Origin of the sequence: Kutzneria sp. CA-103260 (assembly GCF_018263855.1) — a bacterium.
Lineage (GTDB): Bacteria > Actinomycetota > Actinomycetes > Mycobacteriales > Pseudonocardiaceae > Kutzneria.
This window is the reverse complement of record NZ_CP073318.1, coordinates 9,143,336-9,161,268: the sequence shown is the minus strand read 5'-3', so window position 1 is coordinate 9,161,268 and position 17,933 is coordinate 9,143,336. Positions and strand designations below refer to the sequence as shown.

Genomic DNA, 17,933 nt, shown 5'->3' with positions numbered 1-17,933 from the left:
CTCCCCAATCTACGCTTAGAGAGCCGCATCCTCTGCTGCCGCGCGTCGGCCCGTCTACCCCCGATCGACTGGCGCGATGGACTCCTGCCCGTTCGGCCAGGCTTTTTCGTCGTATCGGATGAATCCGGACAGTCCCGTCGAACAGAGCACGGCGGCGACGCAGGCGAGGCCGCCGGTCCAGATCGCGGGGCGCACGCCGATCAGCGCGGCGACGCCGCCGGCGCGGATCTGCGACAGCTGCGGGCCGGCGGTGTAGCTGAGCAGTTCGATGCCGGCCAGCCGGCCCCGCAGGTTGTCCGGAATGGTCTGATTCCACATGGTCATACGGAAAAGGCCGCTGACGCAGTCGGCCGCGCCGGCCAGAGCCAGGAAGAACAGGACGAGCCAGACCGGTCCGGACCAGCCGGCGCCGGCCATCGCCAGGCCCCACGCTCCGGCCGCCAGCGCGACGGCCAGCCCGTGACGGTGCACTTTGGACATCCAGCCGCTGGTGACGGTCACGACCAGGGCGCCGACAGAGGTGGCCGCGTACATCATGCCCAGTGCCCACGGCGCGCCGAGTTCGTCGGCCAGGAAAGGGAAAACGGCGTTGGGCATGGCCAGCACCATGGCGGCGATGTCCACAAGGTACGTTCCCAGCAGCTCGGGCCGGCTGCCGGCGTACCGCAGGCCCTCCAAGATGCCGGCCAGCGACGGTTTGTCCGCATCGGACGGTGGCGGCACGGCTTTCAGCCGCCACAGCAGGGAAACCGCCAGGGCGAACGACAGCACGTCACATCCGTAGGCGACGGACACGCCGAACGTGGCGGCGATCAGGCCGCCGATCGCGGGCCCGATGATCGCGCCGACGCTGAAACGGACGGAGCTCAACGCGAGCGCGGCACTCATCTGCTCACGGGGCACGACCCGTGGCAGCAACGCGTCCAGCGCCGGCCGCTGTATCGCGCCGAGCGCGGCGGCCCCGGCGCCGACGACATAGACCAGCCACAGCATCGGGTTCGGCAGCAGGGCGTTGACCAGCAGCAGCAACGACAGCAGGCCGAGCCCGATCTCAGTGAGCAGCACGATCCGGCCCCGGTCGAACGCGTCGGCCAGCGCGCCGCCGTAGAGTCCGAACACGATCATCGGCACCAGCTCGACCACGCCGATCACGCCGACCGCGATGTACGAGTCGGTGAGCTGCTTGACCTGGAGCGGCACCGTCACGTACGTGATGAAGCTGCCCAGCATCGAGATCGCGCCCGACGACCACAGCAGTCGGTAGTCGCGCGAGGTCCGCCACGGACTCAGGTCGAGAACAGTCACAGTCCCACCTCGCTAGCGCTCGGCGAGTCTGCGACCAAGGCCGCTGTGCTCAATGGTGCCCTCGCAAGCTCGGTCACAGTCGACCATGGTGACCGTGCCGGCGGCGCGAACGCCACCGATTAAGGGATGCAGGTGACTCCGCTGGCGTCGATCTGCGGGCGGTCCGGCGTCGCGGTCGTGGTGGGAGTGGACGGCGCGAGCTTCATCTGGGCGCCGCCGGCCAAGCCCTGGGAGGCGCTGGACCCCGGCCCGTGGTAGGCGTTGCCGAGCAGCACGAGCACGTGTCCGGGCGACACCGTGGAACTGACCGCAATCGGCAGGTCACCGAGCGCGGTGGCGACCTTCTGCGCGGAAGCCTTGTCGGCGGCGGAGTACTCGACCAGCGAGGTGGCACGCTTGGCGTTGGCGGTGAGCACGTCGCCCTTGCCGTAGCCCTGCCCGACGAGCAGCTCCGACACCCGGCCGGCGAGCCCGCTCTGGGAGCTGGCGTTGCTCACGTCGACGAGGGTCGACGCGTTGGCGTTGGGCGCGGTTGTCGTGGTCGGCCCCGTGGTGCTGGTCTCCGGCTGCTTGCCGACCTTGCTGAACAGCGCCTTGACCCAGTTCTGCACGTCGTTGGGCGAGACCAGCACGACGTTGTCGCCGTTGCTGAGGCGGCCGTCGACGTTGGCCACGGGCATGGTGTTGAAGGTGATGCTGCCGCCGGTCAGGCCCTGCATCTCGCCGGCGAACTCGAGCAGCTGCCAGCCGGAGTCGACGACGACCGAGTTGGTCACCGCCTTGATGATGTCGTTGAGCTTGGCCGGGTTGGTGAGCACGCCGGTGGACAGCATCTGGTGCGCCAACGAGGCCAGGAAGGCCTGCTGCCGGTGCTCGCGGTCCAGCTCGTTGATCAGGCCGTGCCGCTGCCGGACGAACTGCAGCGCGGTCAGGCCCTGCACGGTCTGCGGGCCGGCCTTGAAGTTGGCGCCGGACAGGTCGTCGGACGTGTCGTGCAGCAGGCACACCGGCACGCCGCCGATGGCGTCGCTGATCTGCGCGAAGCCGAACAGGTTGACCTCGGCGTAGTGGTCGATGCCGACGCCGGTGAGCTGTTCGACGGTCTTGATGGTCTTCTGGCGGCCGCCGTCCATGGCGCCGAGCGTCAGCTTCTGCTGGTCGGTCACGCCCTGCTTCTTCAGGTCGGCCTCGGCTTCGTGATAGCCGTAGCCGAACGCCGAATTGATTTTGCTCTTGACGTTCTCGCCGGCGATCGAGACGTACGAGTCACGGGGAATGGAGAAGGCCGACGCGGCTGTGCCATCGCCGGGCACGTGCACCACGATCAGCGTGTCGGTCTCGATCTCGCCGTCGTCGGGGCCCGCGTGCAGCGAGTCGAGCAGGTTCTTGGCCAGCGGCAAGCCGTGCGCGTCGGTGCGGCTGTCCATGCCGACGAGCAGGATGTTCATGTCCTGACCCGGCGTCTTGGGCGTGGCCGTTTTGTCGATCACGTCCGCGTGCGAGACGCTCGCTTCCGCGTTGGAGATCGTCGACCAGCCGTAATACGTGGCCCCCAGCACCAGCAGCGACACCGCCGCGACCACGCTCTTGCCTCCGATGAGGGCAATCCGCGCGCCTACGCCCGCCATGCGACCAACCACCTCCTGACGCCCACGCCCGCACCACCGGAACTGTTCCGGTCCCCGAATGCTGTTCAGACGCCGTCAGGACCAGGCTGGTTGCAATGGCCCAGGCTACATGGCGGGCAGGACGCCCCCTGCCCGTCGACGACGGCGGTGTGAACCGACTCTCTCACTGCGAGGGTACAGAGGTGTGGACCACAGCCGCGGTGGCGAGGTCCGCGATCGCCGTGCCGATCGACTTGAGCAGCGTGACCTCGCCCTCCTCCTGACGCCCCACCGCCAGGCCCGCGCACAGGTCGAACAGGGTGCCGCGGATTTTGGCGACGACGCCGGCGGCGGCCGACTGGGCCAGGTCACCGGATTCGGTCAGGGCCGTTGACGTGTCGAGGAAAACCGACGCGTCGGCGATGAGGGCATCATCGCCTTCCCTTGTGTACGGGGTGAAACTTCCCGCGAGGTGCACGAAAGTGCCCGGTTTGACCCACGCCCCGGGCAACACCGGCGTCGAGGTGGCCACTGTGGCGCACACCACTGCGTCGGCGGCAGCAAGGGCCGCTCGGAGATCTGTGACCGCCGCCACCATCACGCCGTCGCAGACGAAGCCCAGGGTGTCCCCGAGCACGAGCAGCCGTTCGAGCTCGAAAACCGCCTGGTACGCCTGGGCCGCCGCCCGAGCGAAGCGGTCTTCGCCGATCACCAGCAATGTTTTGGTGTCCGGCCGGGCCAGGTAGCCGGCGGCGAGCGCGGACACACCGGCGGTGGCGCGCCGGGTCAGCTCGCCGCCGTCCATCACCGCCAGTGGGTGCCCGGTTCTCCCGTGTGACAGCAGATACGTCGACGAGAACGACTCCAGGTCGGCGATCACGTTGCGGGGAAAGACAGTGCTCACCTTGACGCCGAGGTAGTTGCGGGTCCAGGAGGCGCCGAGCAGCATGGTGGCGTCGAGTTCGTTGTCCACCCGGTGCCGGTGCACCTGCGGTGCGACGGTGGCCCGCTGCCCGTGCGCGAACGCGGTGCGCAGGGTCGGCACCAGCACGTCGAACGACAACAGCTCGCCGATCCTTGCGGCGTCAACGGTCAACACCGGTCGGTGACCCCCCGGTTCCGGGCGTCCTCAGTTCACCTGGTGTGACCGCAGCGGCCCGACCTTCAGGCCTCGATGGTCGCATTCGGCGAGGATGCGCGGCAACGCGCCCAGGGTCGCCGCCCACGAACCCGGCACGGAGGTGCAGTCGGAGTCGTGCAGCAGGATGGTGCCCCCGCCGTGCAGGCCCTTGACGACAGTGTCGTAGACGTGGTCGGGGTTGGCGCGTTTTTCCCAGTCCCGGCCCCAAGCCGTCCACAACACCGGTGTCAGGCCGAGTTCACGGGCGGTCAGCGCGGCGGCCGTGGTCAGCACGCCGTAGGGCGGCCGGTACCAGCGCGGCGTCACGCCGGTGACCTCAGCGATGTGCTCATGGGCTCGTGTGATGTCTCGCCGGGTGCTGATCGGCCCACGCAGCAACAGCATCCGGTGCGTCCAGCCGTGCACGGCGATCTCGTGCCCGGCGGCGACGATCTCCTTGCCCAGCTCGGGGTGGCGCACGAGCTCCTGGCCCAGCAGGAAAAACGTGGCGTGCACGCCACCCCGGGCCAACACGTCGAGAAATCGTGGCGTGGCAACGGGATGCGGTCCGTCGTCGATGGTCAGCGCGATCCGGGACGGTTCGCCGATCCCGCTGAGCCCGGGCGCGATCCGTTCCCGCACCGGGCGGAACGTGGTGACCGCGGGCAGCGCGTGCGCCGCGAGCGCGACGGCCGCGCCGGCGAGCACCGGCCGGATCACGCCGCCAGCTCCTCGATCGAGGCCTGCCGCACCGAGTGCCGGCTGGCCATCGCCGAGAGGGCGTCCAGCGTGGCCTCGAGGTCGCAGTCGCCGGTGGACTCGACCAGGATCACGCCCTTCATGCCGTGCCCCATGGCCGCGCCGCAGTGCACCGTCGCGGCCGGCACGATGATGCGTTCCCGGTGCATGGCAACGATTCCCACGTCGATGGCGTCCAGCTCGCCGTTGCTGACCATCAGCCGCGGCGACCGGCCGGTGACCGCGGCGACGCCGGCGGCGACCTGTCCGATGGAGGCCCGACCGGTGAACACGCCGGTCTCGTACGGGGCGCCGTCGGCCGCGTTCACAATGGTCACGCCGGCTTTCGCCAGGTCCCGCACGGTTGCCGGCTGCGCGCGCAGCGCCTTGGTGCTCACCGCGGCGGCGCCGTGCACGGCGGCCAGCTTCTCGATGGTGGAGCGGGACATCGGCTTGGTGCTGTCCATCGCGACCAGCACGTACACCGAGCCGCCGCGGCGGCTGGCCGGGCCGACCGACTGGAAGCCACCGGCGACCGCGAGGCTCACGCCGACGGTGGCCAGCCACAGGAAGGCCACCGTGGACGCGGCGACGATCGCGAGCCGCCGACGACGACGCGAGCGGGTGACCGGAACCGTTTCGCGGTGGGTCATTTCCCCGTCCAGGGCCACAGTCGGGCACAGCGTCGACAGCGGGGCGCGGACCGGTTCGGCGGTCAGCGCGGCGGTGAGGCCGTCGCGGTCGCGGATCCACGGCACCAGGCCGGCGTCGTCGAGCGCGGCGGCGTTGGTGCGGCCGTGGCCGGCCAGGCAGCGGTAGGTGATCACCGGCAGTCCGGTGGCCAGCGCCTCCAGCGAACTGAGGCCGCCGGCGTTCTGCACGACGACGTCGCAGGCGCGCATCAGCGTTGGCATGTCGTCGATCCAGCCGAGCGCGATGCCCTCGCCGCTGTCGGCCAGGCGGCGGCGCACCGTCTCGTTCTGGCCGCACAGCACCACCGGGGTGGCCAGTCCGATCCGGGCGATATCCCTTGCCGTGTCAGCGATGTCGCCGACGCCCCAGGAGCCGGCGACGACCAGCGCGAGCCGGCCCTCGAACGGAAGGCCGAACTTCGCCCGGGCCAGCCGGCGTTCCGCGGCGTTCATGACCGGGCGGAACGCCGGGCCGACCGCCGGGCCGGTCACGGCGATGCGGCGGGCGCCGAGCCGCCGGGCCTGCTCGGCGGCGACGCCGTGCAGCGCGATGTGCAGGTCCACGTTCGGCGCGACCCAGAGCCGGTGCACCGACATGTCGGTGAGGTAGGTGACCACCGGCGCCGTCACGCGGCCCTTGGCCTTGAGGCGGCTCAACGTCTGGCTGGGCATCGGATGCGTGGACACGATCAGGTCGGCGGACCGGACCGCGTGCAGCATGCGGCGGCCGGCGATGGCGAACAGCAGGCACACCAGGGCCGCGAACGGGCGGGACAGCTGCAGCGCCCGCAGCAGGATGTCCCACGTGCGCGGCGCGGCCTGCAACTGGCGCAGATAGGCCGCGCCCAGCGTCCGTCCGGCCGAACCCGGCAGCATGTCCAGGTAATCGTGGATGTCCACAGTGTGACCGTGATCGGTCAAGCGGCGCGCGAGTTCCCGCGCCGCGCCGTCATGGCCGGCGCCGACGCTGGCGGACACTATGACGACCCGGTTCACCTATCTCCAGCCTCACAAGGAAACCCGGTCGCGCCCGACCGGACGCGTGGAGACTAGCGAAGTCCGGATCTCCGGTTGAGCTGGCCTCGTCTCAGCCGGCGGCGGCGCGGCTGTGGTCCACAGTGCTCCACCACGTGTCGAGGTGCCGTCTCAGCACGCCGTTGAACAGCCCGGTCCACCGCTGCACGTTGTGGCCGGCCGGTTCGACCGGCACCAGCCAGCCGTCCACCGCCTCCACCAGCACTTCTGCCGTCCGCCACAGCGCGCCGCCGAACACGGTGCGCTCGCCGGGATCGTGCTGCGGGCCCTCGCGGCCGCCGATCACCACGGTGGTCATCGTCTGGGCCGCGGCGATGGCCTCCAGGTCCAGCGGGGCCTGGCAGGCCGGCGTCTCCTTGCGGGCCGCCTCGGCGCAGCGCTCCGGCACGTCCAGCCGCGGCGGTTCCAGATAGCCCAAGGTTGTCTGGTACTCCCGCAGGAACTCCTCGCCCGCCATCTGCGGACTCCGGTCGTACAGGTCGACCAGGCTGCCGGCCAGATCCTCGACCAGCGAACTCCCTTCCACCAATTGGAACAACGGCGGTTCCACCAGGACGACCGAGGACACCAGGCTCGGCGCGAGCTGCGCGGCCAGCAGCACGCCGGCCGCCGAACAACCGTGCGCCACCAGGTGCGCGGGGCCGTTGCGGTCGAGCACGTCCAGCAGCATCCGGGCGTCCGAGGTCCAGCCGGCGGTGGAGGCCCGGTCGGTGATCGCGTAGCCGGGCCGGTCGATGATGCCCAGCGACAGGTCGTCGGCCATCCGCAGCTGGCCCAGCCAGCTGGTGGAGCCGGTCATCGCGATGTCGTGCAGCAGGAGCACGCGGTGGTGGTCCGATGAGCCCAGCCAGAGCACGGCGCCCGGGTCGTCAGCCAACGAGCCGGGATCGGGTTCCGCGTGGCGCACCGCCCACCTCCTGTCCGCGTTGTCCTGCCGGTGAATACCGCTGGCAGGGGCGAGGAGTTCAATCCTCGGCCTGGCTGGCCAGCACCCGGGCGACGCCGGCCCGGTTGGTCACGCCGAGCTTGGCGAAGATGTGCGTCAGGTGCGTCTCCACGGTTCGCACGCTCAGCACCAGCTTCTCGGCGATCTGCTGGTTGGTGCTGCCGGCGCAGACCAGCTCGGCGACGTCCAGCTCACGCGGCGACAGGGTGTTGGCCAGGGCCCCGGTGTGCGGGACGCGGACCCCGAGGCGGCGCTGCTCCCGCACGGCGTTGGTGTGCAGCTCCGTCGCCTCGCAGACGTTGAAGATCGCCGAGGCCGCCTGGAGCTCGCGCAGCGCCTGGTCGCGGTGGCCGTCGCGGGCCAGGCAGGTGCCGGCCAGCAGGCGGGCCGTCGCCTCCCACAGCGGCATGCCGATCCGTTCCGCGGCGGCCGCCGCGGTCAGCGCCTTGTCGGCGTCGCCGTCGGCGTAGGCCCAGGCCAGGTCGGCGAAGACGAGGTCGAGATCGAGGCGTTCGTCGGCGAGGCGGCCGGCGCTCTGCGCCCACTGCCGGGCCCGGGCGTGGTTGCCGTCCAGCGCGTCCGCCTTGGCCAGCAGGGCGTAGCTGACCAGCCGGGTGAACGGGTCGATCGCCGGCAGCTCCGGCCCGCCGGCGGCGGCCAGGGTCTCCTCAACGGCGGTGGCGTAGTTGCCGGCGTGCACCTGGGCCAGCAGCAACTGGTTGCGGGCGAAGGAGGCGAACATCAGGTTGTCGGTCTTGGCGACGGCGCGGCGGCCAGCTCGGATCGCCGACGCGTGCTGCCCCCGCCAGCTGTTCAGCTGGCACCACACGCCCTGGAGGACGCCACGGCTGCCGACCTGCGGGAGTGTGGACTCCAGGGCCTCGTCGGCGGCGGCCAGGCCGTCGGCCGTGCGGCCGGCGATGACGTAGGCGAAGGACTGGCCGTGCAGCAGCTGCGGCATGAAGTAGAGGTGGCCGTTTTCCCTGGCCAGCGTCACGGACTTGGTGAAGTGGCGCAGCGCCAGCCGGTGCTCGCCGATCAGCACCTCGGCCCAACCCAGCATGTGGATGGCCGGCAGCCAGCGCAGGAACTCGTCGTCGTCGCTGGCGTCGACCAGGCGTGCGGCGGCGAGCACCGCCGGCACGGCCGCGAAGCGGTTGCCCTCGGCGGTTTTGACGTACGCGTCCAGCGCCGCGAACGGAACCGTCCAGCGGTCGCGGTCATCGCTCGGGGCCGCGTCCAGGAAGGGCTTGGCCGACTGGACATCGCCACGCAACGCCGCGTCCAGCACGAGTTGCAGGCGCAGCGGGGCCGCCGCCTCGGAGTCGGGATCGGGCTGCCGGTTCAGCTCGGCGGTCAGCAGCAGGCGCGCCCAGTCGTACTCGCCGCGCAGGTGCGCCAGCAGCGACGCGAAGGAGGCCGCCCAGGCGCGGTCGTCCGGTGGCAAACCCCGCAGGGCGGTGCCGAACGTCTCCAGCGCGGGCATGATCCGGCCGCTGATTCCTTGGCAGAAGGCCAGCTCCGCGCGGACCCGGACGTCGTCGTCGACCGAGAGGTGCAGCGCCGCCTCGAACCAGGCGGCCGCGGTCGCCGGCTGGTGCGTCGCGACCGCCCGGGCCGCCGCGGTGAGCGTGTCCACCGCCTCTTGGTCGCCGTACTTCGCCGACCGCAACACGTGTTCGGCCCGCCGCGCCGCTGGTGCGCCGACCTTCGCCAGGTAAGCGGCGATGCGGGCGTGCGCACCATGCCGCCAGCCGGCCGCCGCCGAGTTGTAGGCGACGTGGCGCACCAGGCTGTGCCGGAAGCGGAACCGGCCCGAGCCCTCCACCTCGCGCAGCACGTCCCGGGCCACCAGGTCGTCGAATGCTTGCAGGACAACGTGTTCCGGCACCTCGGCGACGTGCGCGATGAGCGAGGGCTCGAACGTGTCACCCACGACCGCGGCGGACTTGGCCACCAGGGCCTCCGTCTCGGCCAGGCCGGCCAGCTCCGCCGCCAGCGTCGCGCGGGCCGGCTCCGGCAGCTCCACGTGATCGTCCTGAGTGCGCATGCGAGCCAGCGTGTCCAGGTAGAACGGGTTGCCGCCGCTGTCCTCGTACAGGCGATCCCTGGCGTGCTGGCTCAGCATCGGGCCCAGCAGCTGCTGGGCGTCGGCCGCCGACAACGGGCCCAGGTCGACGCGGACCGCGTGCTCGGCCAGCGCCTTCGACAACCGGAACGACACCTGGTGCGGGCGGTGGGCGACGACCAGCAGCACCGGCGCCGGCAGCGGGTGGCGGACCAGGTAGTCGACCAGTTCCACCGTCGACTCGTCGGCCCAGTGCATGTCGTCCAGCACCACGACCGTCGGCGCCACCGCCAGGGCCCGCAGCAGCGACCGCATCGCCCGGTACAGCCTGGCCTTCGGGATGTCCGTCGCCGGCTTCTTCGACAACACCGGGAAGACCGTGGCCAGCAGCTGCGCCTCCGGCTCGCTCAGCCGGTCGGCCAGCGTGGCGTCCACCTGGTCGACCAGGGCGTCGACCAGCGGCGCGAACGGCACGTCCTGCTCCTGGGCCGCCGCCCGACCTCTCAGCGCCGGGCGGGACGCCGTGAACTCCGCGAGCAGTCTCGACTTGCCCGTTCCCGGCTCCCCCACCACCTCCACCAGCCGGAACTCGGTCCTCGCCTGCGCCGCCGCATCCGTCAGCTGGGCCAACTGGGCCGCTCGCCCGACCAGCGGCCGGGCCGGGACACGGTGCGGGACCAGGTGGGGTTCGAGGTGGTCCATGCCAACCTCCGTCCGCGCCGATCGGTCCTCTCAGCCAGTCAAGAGCCGCCGGCGGCCGGCTGGATACCCAGCCGCGAATGCTCGTGCAGATGCACGCCTGCCTCCAGCATGGTCCTCGCCGGCCGTCAGGACAACGGGATCGTCAGCGACACCGCCCCCCGGACGTCCGGGTTCAGCCTGACCGCCGCCCGTCCCAGGTTCGCGTTCAGCAGGTCACGGCCCGTGGCCAGCTGCCAGTGCGACCAGTTGCCCGGCAGCCAGCGCTGGGACGTGAACGCGTGCAGCAGGTTCGAGCCGTCCGGCTGCGGCAGCACATGCAACTGCCGTGGTCGCTCCGGATGCTCCGGCAGGATCAGCTGCGCGTCCGGCAGCGCCTGGAACATCGCCTCGTCCGTGCCGTACCCCGTGGCCAGCAGCTCGATCGCTCGTTCCAGCCGGTTCTCCGGCATCGGGTAGTTCAACGTCCGCGGCCCCGGCCGGAACTTCGGGTTCGGCAGGAACTCGGCCAGCTGCCCCCGCTCGTCCACCCGGTACCCGCCGCGCACCCCCCAGCCCGGCACCTCGCCCCTCGCGTCGAACTCCGGGTCGACGACGTACAGCCACTGCCCTGGCTTGGTCCGCGCCTCCGCGACCATGTCCGGCGTGATCGGCGGCGCCGGCAGCTGGGTCATGCCTTGCTCTCCTGCCATTTGACGAGTGCCTGTTCCATTCTTTCCCGCTCGGTGTCGGCCTTGATGCCGCTGAAGTAGTAGTCGAAAAACTCGTCCTGCCCGGCGACGTACCAGACCAATTTCGGGTCGGCCCGCCCGAACAGGTGGACGTACGGATCCTCGCTGTCGTCGCCCATCACCGTGACGTACATGCCGTTGGTGAAGTTCATGATCGTGCCGAAGCAGTACACGTCATAGCGGGCGCCGTTGACCGACAGGTACCAGCCCAGTTCCTCCAGCTTCAGCCGCAGCGCCCGCAGCGTGTCGAAGCCCATCCGGCCCTCGGCGGTCACCTCGCCCCACGGGCCTGTCGCGGTCATCGTCGAGCCGTAGCCGCCGACCCGATACGCGATCTTCGCGTCAGCCGCCTCCGAGGTGGAGAACGCGACGACGGTCGCCTCGCCTATCGCCATTTCGCCTCCTCAGCGGACGCCGTAGTGCGGATTGTCCACGAATTTACCCGTTCTCTCCCAATTCATGGCCTCCGGATTCCATCTGACCTCTTCCGCGCCGCTGATGTAACTCCGGTCGACCCCACCGAGGAATGCGACCTCGGCCTCCTGATCGACGCTGCGCACCACGCCTTCGGGGGCGCTCAGCAACACATCCACGCCGCCCGGCGGATCCAGGTGGTAGATGTAGCGGACCTCGGCGATGTTCGGGTCGTCCGGCGGCCGGAACTGGTCGTGCAGCTCGGTGTTGCGGGTGGTGCTGACGTAGTCGCCCTGGTTCTTGTTGACCTGGTTGGCCAGGTCCGTGCCGGAGCCGACCTTCTCCTCCGGCACCCGGAAACCGTCGCCGAAGATCTCGTCCGGCTTGCGTGAGTCGAGCCGGAACAGCTTCTCCATGGTGCGACGCCACACCGTGGTCGCCGGCATGTCCTCCGGTAGATGCGCACCTTCCGGGGCGGCCTGCGTGCCGTGCTCGTAGGCCTCCCTGGAGCGGTGGTCGAGTGGGCCCTGCTCGCGGTCGGCGTTCTGCTGGAGCCGTTTGGCCTCGTCGGTCCACTTCGTGTTACGGCGGACCGTGATCTTGCCGAGTTCCTCCGCCTTCGCGATGTCCGGCTCGATCTCGAGCTTGCCCGAGACGCTGTCGAAGACGTGCGTCTCCACCGGTGGCCTCGGGACCGCCGAGACCGGCGGGGCCTGCACTGCCGCCGACTGGACCTGCGTGGCCGACGGCGCGTCACCCCCAACCTTCGGCAGCGCGTCGATCTTCGCTGAGGCGGCGTCCTGCTGGGCCAGGGCGGAGTCGAAGACGTGCGGGTCGATGTTCTCCGGGGAGCGCTCGCCGATCTCGGCCGGCCCGCTGTCGACCGCCCGGTCCCAGCCGCCGCTCTCGAAGACGCTCGGCTGGAGCTCCTCGAAGTCTTCGGGCATCGACCTGGGTTGCGGTTCGTAGTGCTGCACCGGCGGTTCCGGTGGCGTCCTCGACTCCCAGCTCGGGTACTGGTGGTGGGAGGCCATTCCGGCCGCGTCCGTGCCGGTGGATTCGGCCGCCTCCGCGGTCGCCTTGGTGGCAGCGGACTCGGCGGCCGTCGTCGCGCCGCGTTCCGCCGCGCTCTCGGCTGCCTTGGCGGCGACCGATTCCGCCGTCTCGGCCGCGGTGCCGGCACCGTCGGTGACCACGCCGAGAGCGAGGTTCGGCAGCAGCTTGCCAAGAGCCTCGGCCGGGTCCGAGCCCCAGCCGGTGCCGACGAGGCCCTTGACCAGGTCCACCGGGTGCGCGACCGAATGCAGCAGTCCGGTGGCCGTGTTGGACAGGCCCTCGATGTAGGACGCCGGGTGCGTCACGTTGTAGGAGTCCATCGGGTTGAGCGAGCGGGCGAACTTGACGACGCCCTCGACCGCTTCGAACGCGCCGCCGACCATGTGCACCACGCCGTCGCCGAACTCGACGGACTGGTCGGTGACGTCGTCGAGGAATCGCTCCATGGCCGACGGCTCGGCCGGGGCCTTCGCCGTCGCCGCCTCGATCGCGCGCTGCGCCTGTTCGGCCGCCGAATCCCGCTGCCTGCGGGCCGCCGAAAGCATGTCCTGCGCCTTGGCGCGGTCGGCCGCACCGGGATCACTGAACGGCGGCAACGGTTCCGTCGCCTGCGCCGCCTGCTGGTTGTAGCGGTCGGCCGCCTGCTGCGAGGTCTGCCTGGCGTGCTCGAACAGGTCGATGGCCTGTTTGGCCTGGCCCTGCGCCCATTTCACGACACCGCCGTAGGCGACGAAGGCATCGCCGGCCAACTCGAAGGCGTCGGCGGCGGCCACCCACTGCTTCGGCGAGTCCTGGAACTTCGCGCGAAACGCGTCCGCGGCGTCGCCGGTCCAGTGCTGGACGTCGATCTCCGAGAAGCCCCTGGCCGTCTCGCCGAACGCCGCCCCCAGCTTCGACAGGTGGGCCGCCGTCTCCGCGATCGTGTCCGGCTCGCCGTTGACCAGCAGCTTCGGATCGTCGGTCTGGCCCAGTTGGGCCTCGATGCCGAGCAGGTCGTCGACCTTCTCGTTCACCCAGTTCTGGGCGTCCTTGACGAAGTTGAACACCATCGGGTCAGTTCACGATCTCCCGCAGGCCGCCCAGTTCCTCGCCGATGACGTCCTCGCCGTTCATCATGCGGCCGAGCTGCGAGGCGGTGTTGTTGCGCGCCAGGTCCTCGCCCGTGCGCTCCCAGGTCTGGCCCATCTCCTGCTGCGCCTTCTGGAAGGAGTCGGCGCTGAGGTCCGGCGTCAGCTGGTCGCCGATCTGCTGCCAGGACATGTCCGCCGCGCGGCCCGAGTCCGCGTGCGGATCGCCGATCGCGTCGAACGCCACCCGTTTGAGCGCGTCCACCGCGAACTGCTCCGCCTTCGCGTACAGCGTGCCCGTGCCCTCCAGGTCGTCCGCGATCACGCTGCCCGTCTGGATCAGGTCCCGCACGCCCCACTCCCAGCGCTCGCAGAAGTCGCTGAACGCCTTCGCCACGCCCGCGTGGCCCGCCGTGCCGTCGCCCATCTCCATCGACGTGATGCCCCGGCCCGAGTCCGCCAGCTCCGCGTTGCCGATCGACTTCAGCTCCGCCATCGCCTTGCGGATCCCCTCCGCCGCCTCCTTCAGCGCCGCCGGGGAGACCTCGTAGCCCGTCACGTGAACGCCATCGGGCGCTCGCCCGCCGCGTCCACCATGATCGCCGCGTTCCGGCCCTTGATCGCCTGCAGCAGCCGCTCACCGCGGGTCTTGACGTACGACCACTCCCGGTCGCCCTCGCCCCGGGCCCGCGCGAACATCGCCAGTTCCCGCTCGTCCGTGAAGGCGTGCCACCACCTCAGGCCGCCGTGCTCCGTCTCCACCTCCGGCACCAGCACCAGGGCCTCCCGGAACGCCGCCAGCAACGCCTCCGGATCACCCCTCCGCTCGTGATACGCCGTGATCTCGCCGACCAGTGCCACCACAGACCCCCGTCTGGTTCGCTACCCAGCGGATCCTATCGGTAACAGCAAGTGACCGCTCTCACATCGCCCCAGTTCACCCCACCGAGACCCCACTGTGGCCCGCCCGACAGCCCGGTATGCCGGCGAGCCCCCACCCGGAGGCGCTATCGTGTGGCCACGGGCCGTTAGCTCAATTGGTAGAGCTGCGGACTTTTAATCCGTAGGTTCTGGGTTCGAGCCCCAGGCGGCCCACACACCAGCCCCTGACCAGGGAGATCCCTTCCCAGGTCAGGGGCTTTTGCTGGCCTGCTGAGGCTTGCACAGCTCGGACCTGCTGGCGGTGCTCCTTTCGTTGTGGGGCGGGAGGTTGTCCAGCCACGTGTAGAGGCGGACGATGGCGATACCGGCGGCGACGCAGGTCCAGGCGATCAGGACGCCGAGGTAGAGCAGGGCCGACGCCGGTCCGGTGCTCGAACAGGTCACGGAACGCGCCGATCCAGATGTTAGCGTCGCCGGGCCGGGCGAAGTGGTAGCCGCCGGCCGCAATACCCACGCTGCGGGCACCGTCGGCCTGGGCGGTGGCGTAGGGGTCGGTGTAGTCGGTGTCTTCGGTGACCTTGACCGAGACGAACGAGATGTTGTTGCCCTCAGTGGCGTTCCAGTCGATGGCGGTGCCCTGGTAACTGGCGATGTCGACGCCGGAGCCGGTCAAGCGGAGCCTCTCCGATTGCGGGCAGAACTACGCCGGCCCCCCTGGGGTGGGGCTGGCCGGCGTCGGGGCGTTGATGGGCTTAGGTGCGGCGGGCTGCTGCCGCTTCATCTTCGGCGGCTCGGCGGCAGGCGCTTTCGCGATCGAGTTCGGTGCCCAGGTCGCCGATGCGGCTTTTCAGGGTTGCGACGCAGCGGCGGAGACTGACGAGCTCGGCGCGGTAGGCGTCGCGGATCGCGGCCAAATCGTTGGCGTGGCTGGCTTCGCGGACAGCGAGGACTTCGAGATAGGCGGCGCGGTTAGCCGATAGCAGCCGGTAGTTCGCGCTGGGGAGGTAGCCGACGACGATCACTAGTGCGCCGACCACGCCCAGCTCAGGCAGCGGAGCCCCTTCCATACCGCACACCCCCACAAGATCGTTCCCTGCTGCCGCAAGGGAATTGACTGGACTGTTGTCAGACCAATCGGCTCCAGAAGCGCGCTGTCGGTGGTAGACTGCGGACACTTCGATCTGGACGACGGAGGCGGGGGACCGATGAATAACTTGGCAGGCGTGACGGGCCAACGGTGCCCGATGCCGAGTTCTTCCGGCCTCCCTGTCAGCTGAACCGAAGCGCTGATCTTCAGTTACCCGAGCCAGGGTGGCCGCGCATCCGATACGAAACACTCTTTCATCGACCGCTACCGATGTAGGTGGCCGATGCTCGGGTCGGACGCCGGCTGGAGCGTGTCATGAACGTTGTCGGCGTTGTCGTGGTGTCGGTGTCTGTCCTGACCTTGGTCTGGATGCTGCTGCATTACGGCAAGGGAACCACCTTCTCCATTGGAACGAAGGTCTGGAAACTACTGGAGATAGACCTCCGATTCGGCGAACGGACCAACGGGTTCGAGCCGGAACGAGGTCAGCCGGATCGTGAGAGCCTGGAGCGTTCGGGCGGCCGTAAATGAGTCTTGCTCCAATTGAATGTCCCATTACCCGGCATGTCGACCGGTCCTGGTGCGATGCCGTCCTTCTCAAACTTCACGCGGATAGCACGGTGTTCGAGGAACACCTCGATCGGCACCGGCTCGTGGTTGCGCAGCCGCAAGCCGTGGACGCGGGCGTGCGCGGCGACCTGCTGGATGACGTCGCGGAACTCGGGCGAGTGCAGGAGCTCGGCGAAGCCGTCGTAGTCGACGGTCACGCACTCGATGAAGGACAGCTCCGACTCACCCGAAACGGCCATGTCTCGCAGAGGTCCAGTCGTTGGCGAGGTGGCCGGGAGAGAGCGTCCGCGAGACTTCCTGGTGGGCTGGGACGGGAGGATGGTGAGAAGATGGAGCTCCGATGAACGACGACCGCAACCGGCACCAGACCGAGATCAACATAGAGATGGCCGTGTCGGTGGCGTTGCACGCACAAGAGGCCGAGTGGGACAAATGGCGCTCCGCGGCGCTTCATGAGGACCAGGCCAACCACGACCGACGCGAGGGTGGACTGGACGCCCGAGAGCGCGAATTGGACGAGCGCGAGTGGGCACTGGACCAGCGCGAGGATGACCTGGACAAGCGTGCGATGAGGGCCGATGTCCGGGACCGGGTCGCCGATCAACGTGAGATCGACGCCGAGTTGGGTTACTGCCCCGCGGCCGAGCTCAGCCAATGCGTCATCCCTCCACGTGGATGAGGTGGGGCGTATCGAAGTTCTTGGACAGGGACTCCTGATCCGAGAGGATGTGGAACGCGCCTCAACGTCGCCGACGGTTCAGTCCGGGCTGCCGACCGACGCCGATTTTGGCTGATGCCGGCGGCGTTACGATCGCCGGGCGTGGAGTGACCGCGAGCGGGAAGGCCGGGGCTGATGCGGGCGGAGCGGCTGGTCGCGTTGCTGTTCACGTTGTACAGCAAGCGAAGTGCGACGGTGGCGGAGCTGGCCGAGGCGCTGGGCGTGTCGGAGCGGACGATGCATCGGGACATCGCGGCGTTGCGGGACGCAGGAGTTCCACTGTGGACGGAGGCGGGGCGGCACGGTGGCGTGCGGCTGGTGGAGGGCTGGCGCACGCAGCTGGACGGCCTGACGTCGAGGGAAGCGGTGGCGATCTTCGCGATGGGGGTGCCGCAGGCGCTGGCGGAGCTGGGCCTGGGCACGGCGATGTCAGCGGCGCACGCGAAGCTGTTCGCAACGTTGCCGCCGGCGTTGCGGGAGCAGGCGCAAGGGATGTCGCAGCGGTTCCACCTGGACGCGCCGGGCTGGTTTCGGCCGGCGGATGACACCGAGCACCTGGCGGCGATCGCGAGGGCGGTGTGGGAGCAGCGGCGGCTGAGGATCGGCTACGGCCGCCACGGCCGGGTGGTGCAGCGGACGTTGCAGCCGTTGGGAATCGTGCTCAAGGCCGGCGTCTGGTACCTGGTCGCCGAGGTCGACGGGGATTTCCGGACCTACCGGCTGGCCCGGATCGACGAGGTGGAGGAGACCGGCGAGCGCTTCGAGCGGCCGGCGGGCTTTGACCTGGTGGGGTGGTGGCAGCGCTCGTCGGCGCAGTTCGAGCAGTCGCTGCGGACGGTGCCGGTGCAGATCCGGTTGAGCCCGTTGGGAGTGCGCGCGCTGCCGGCCGTTCTGGACGCCGACGGGGCAGTGCAGGCGCTGGAGCAGGCTGGGCCGCCGGATCAGGACGGCTGGACCTGTGTCACGGTGGAACTGGAGGAGCCGGCCATCGCCGCGACCCAGCTGATCGGGCTGGGAGATGAGGTGGAGGTGCTCGCGCCTCCCGCAGTGAGGGCGGCCTTCGTGGCGATGGTGCAGCGAATGGCGGACCGACATCGGTAGCGAGAAAGTGCCAGGCTTGCCGGGAAACGAAGGCGGCGTTTGTGGTGCCGACGGCTGCGAGGGCCGCCTTGGTGGCAGCCCTCGCGAAGGTGGTCGG

At 69.9% G+C, this 17,933-nt stretch carries 18 protein-coding genes, 1 tRNA gene and 1 pseudogene; 4 read left to right on the top strand and 16 right to left on the bottom strand.

The features are described from left to right. Positions 1–54 precede the first annotated feature (54 nt). From JJ691_RS40660 to JJ691_RS40605, 12 genes are all read right to left on the bottom strand, one after another. Positions 55–1,305, bottom strand: coding sequence for an MFS transporter (locus tag JJ691_RS40660; protein ID WP_211764792.1), 1,251 nt, complete (start codon positions 1,303–1,305; stop codon positions 55–57). 119 nt (positions 1,306–1,424) lie between these two features. After that, positions 1,425–2,933: an LCP family protein gene (locus JJ691_RS40655; RefSeq protein WP_211764791.1), complete on the bottom strand. Its 1,509-nt coding sequence runs from the start codon at positions 2,931–2,933 to the stop codon at positions 1,425–1,427. Between the two features lie 163 nt (positions 2,934–3,096). Then, on the bottom strand, positions 3,097–4,011 hold the full coding sequence (locus tag JJ691_RS40650; RefSeq protein WP_211764790.1) for a hypothetical protein: 915 nt from the start codon (positions 4,009–4,011) through the stop codon (positions 3,097–3,099). A gap of 30 nt (positions 4,012–4,041) precedes the next feature. Then, the gene (locus JJ691_RS40645; RefSeq protein WP_249227333.1) at positions 4,042–4,752 is read right to left on the bottom strand and encodes a polysaccharide deacetylase family protein; all 711 of its coding nucleotides are present in this window, start codon (positions 4,750–4,752) and stop codon (positions 4,042–4,044) included. Next, positions 4,749–6,458 carry an MGDG synthase family glycosyltransferase gene (locus tag JJ691_RS40640; protein ID WP_211764789.1) on the bottom strand — a complete coding sequence of 570 codons (1,710 nt, stop codon included), beginning with the start codon at positions 6,456–6,458 and terminating at the stop codon, positions 4,749–4,751. Before JJ691_RS40640 ends, JJ691_RS40645 begins: the two co-directional genes overlap by 4 nt. Before the next feature lie 91 nt (positions 6,459–6,549). Beyond that, complete coding sequence (locus tag JJ691_RS40635) at positions 6,550–7,404, bottom strand: alpha/beta hydrolase (RefSeq protein WP_211764788.1); 855 nt, start codon at positions 7,402–7,404, stop codon at positions 6,550–6,552. Positions 7,405–7,462: 58 nt separating this feature from the next. Continuing rightward, positions 7,463–10,213, bottom strand: coding sequence for a helix-turn-helix transcriptional regulator (locus tag JJ691_RS40630; RefSeq protein ID WP_211764787.1), 2,751 nt, complete (start codon positions 10,211–10,213; stop codon positions 7,463–7,465). A gap of 125 nt (positions 10,214–10,338) precedes the next feature. Next, positions 10,339–10,884, bottom strand: a complete 546-nt coding sequence (locus JJ691_RS40625; RefSeq protein ID WP_211764786.1) for a type VII secretion system-associated protein — start codon at positions 10,882–10,884, stop codon at positions 10,339–10,341. Further along, a complete protein-coding gene (locus JJ691_RS40620) occupies positions 10,881–11,336 on the bottom strand; it encodes a hypothetical protein (RefSeq protein ID WP_211764785.1) in 456 nt (151 codons plus the stop codon). The genes JJ691_RS40625 and JJ691_RS40620 overlap by 4 nt, the downstream gene beginning before the upstream one ends. 9 nt (positions 11,337–11,345) lie before the next feature. Continuing rightward, on the bottom strand, positions 11,346–13,460 hold the full coding sequence (locus JJ691_RS40615) for a putative T7SS-secreted protein (RefSeq protein WP_211764784.1): 2,115 nt from the start codon (positions 13,458–13,460) through the stop codon (positions 11,346–11,348). Positions 13,461–13,464: 4 nt separating this feature from the next. Next, positions 13,465–14,037 (bottom strand): hypothetical protein, encoded by a 573-nt coding sequence (locus JJ691_RS40610; RefSeq protein ID WP_211764783.1) that lies wholly within the window; start codon positions 14,035–14,037, stop codon positions 13,465–13,467. Continuing rightward, positions 14,034–14,339 carry an SseB family protein gene (locus JJ691_RS40605; protein ID WP_211764782.1) on the bottom strand — a complete coding sequence of 102 codons (306 nt, stop codon included), beginning with the start codon at positions 14,337–14,339 and terminating at the stop codon, positions 14,034–14,036. The genes JJ691_RS40610 and JJ691_RS40605 overlap by 4 nt, the downstream gene beginning before the upstream one ends. Positions 14,340–14,500: 161 nt before the next feature. On the opposite strand from JJ691_RS40605, the gene JJ691_RS40600 reads away from it, so the two are divergent. Then, positions 14,501–14,573, top strand: a tRNA-Lys gene (locus JJ691_RS40600). Positions 14,574–14,609: 36 nt separating this feature from the next. Here JJ691_RS40600 and JJ691_RS40595 read toward each other — a convergent pair. The 3 genes and pseudogenes from JJ691_RS40595 to JJ691_RS40585 all read right to left on the bottom strand — a co-directional run bounded on the left by JJ691_RS40595 (position 14,610) and on the right by JJ691_RS40585 (position 15,427). Beyond that, positions 14,610–14,804 carry a hypothetical protein gene (locus tag JJ691_RS40595; RefSeq protein WP_211764781.1) on the bottom strand — a complete coding sequence of 65 codons (195 nt, stop codon included), beginning with the start codon at positions 14,802–14,804 and terminating at the stop codon, positions 14,610–14,612. A gap of 37 nt (positions 14,805–14,841) precedes the next feature. Continuing rightward, a pseudogene (locus JJ691_RS53490) lies at positions 14,842–15,033 on the bottom strand (GH25 family lysozyme); the annotation flags it as partial. 79 nt (positions 15,034–15,112) lie between these two features. After that, positions 15,113–15,427, bottom strand: coding sequence for a hypothetical protein (locus JJ691_RS40585; protein ID WP_211764780.1), 315 nt, complete (start codon positions 15,425–15,427; stop codon positions 15,113–15,115). Positions 15,428–15,762: 335 nt separating this feature from the next. Between JJ691_RS40585 and JJ691_RS40580 the strand changes: the two genes are divergently transcribed. Next, the gene (locus tag JJ691_RS40580) at positions 15,763–15,978 is read left to right on the top strand and encodes a hypothetical protein (protein WP_211764779.1); all 216 of its coding nucleotides are present in this window, start codon (positions 15,763–15,765) and stop codon (positions 15,976–15,978) included. Here the strand turns inward: JJ691_RS40580 and JJ691_RS40575 are convergent. Continuing rightward, entirely contained in the window at positions 15,933–16,214 is a 282-nt protein-coding gene (locus tag JJ691_RS40575; protein ID WP_211764778.1) for a hypothetical protein, read from the bottom strand. The two genes, JJ691_RS40580 and JJ691_RS40575, sit on opposite strands and share 46 nt — an antisense overlap. Before the next feature lie 143 nt (positions 16,215–16,357). Between JJ691_RS40575 and JJ691_RS40570 the strand changes: the two genes are divergently transcribed. Next, positions 16,358–16,696, top strand: coding sequence for a hypothetical protein (locus JJ691_RS40570; protein ID WP_211764777.1), 339 nt, complete (start codon positions 16,358–16,360; stop codon positions 16,694–16,696). Between the two features lie 174 nt (positions 16,697–16,870). Further along, the gene (locus JJ691_RS40565) at positions 16,871–17,836 is read left to right on the top strand and encodes a helix-turn-helix transcriptional regulator (RefSeq protein ID WP_211764776.1); all 966 of its coding nucleotides are present in this window, start codon (positions 16,871–16,873) and stop codon (positions 17,834–17,836) included. Positions 17,837–17,933: the final 97 nt, after the last annotated feature.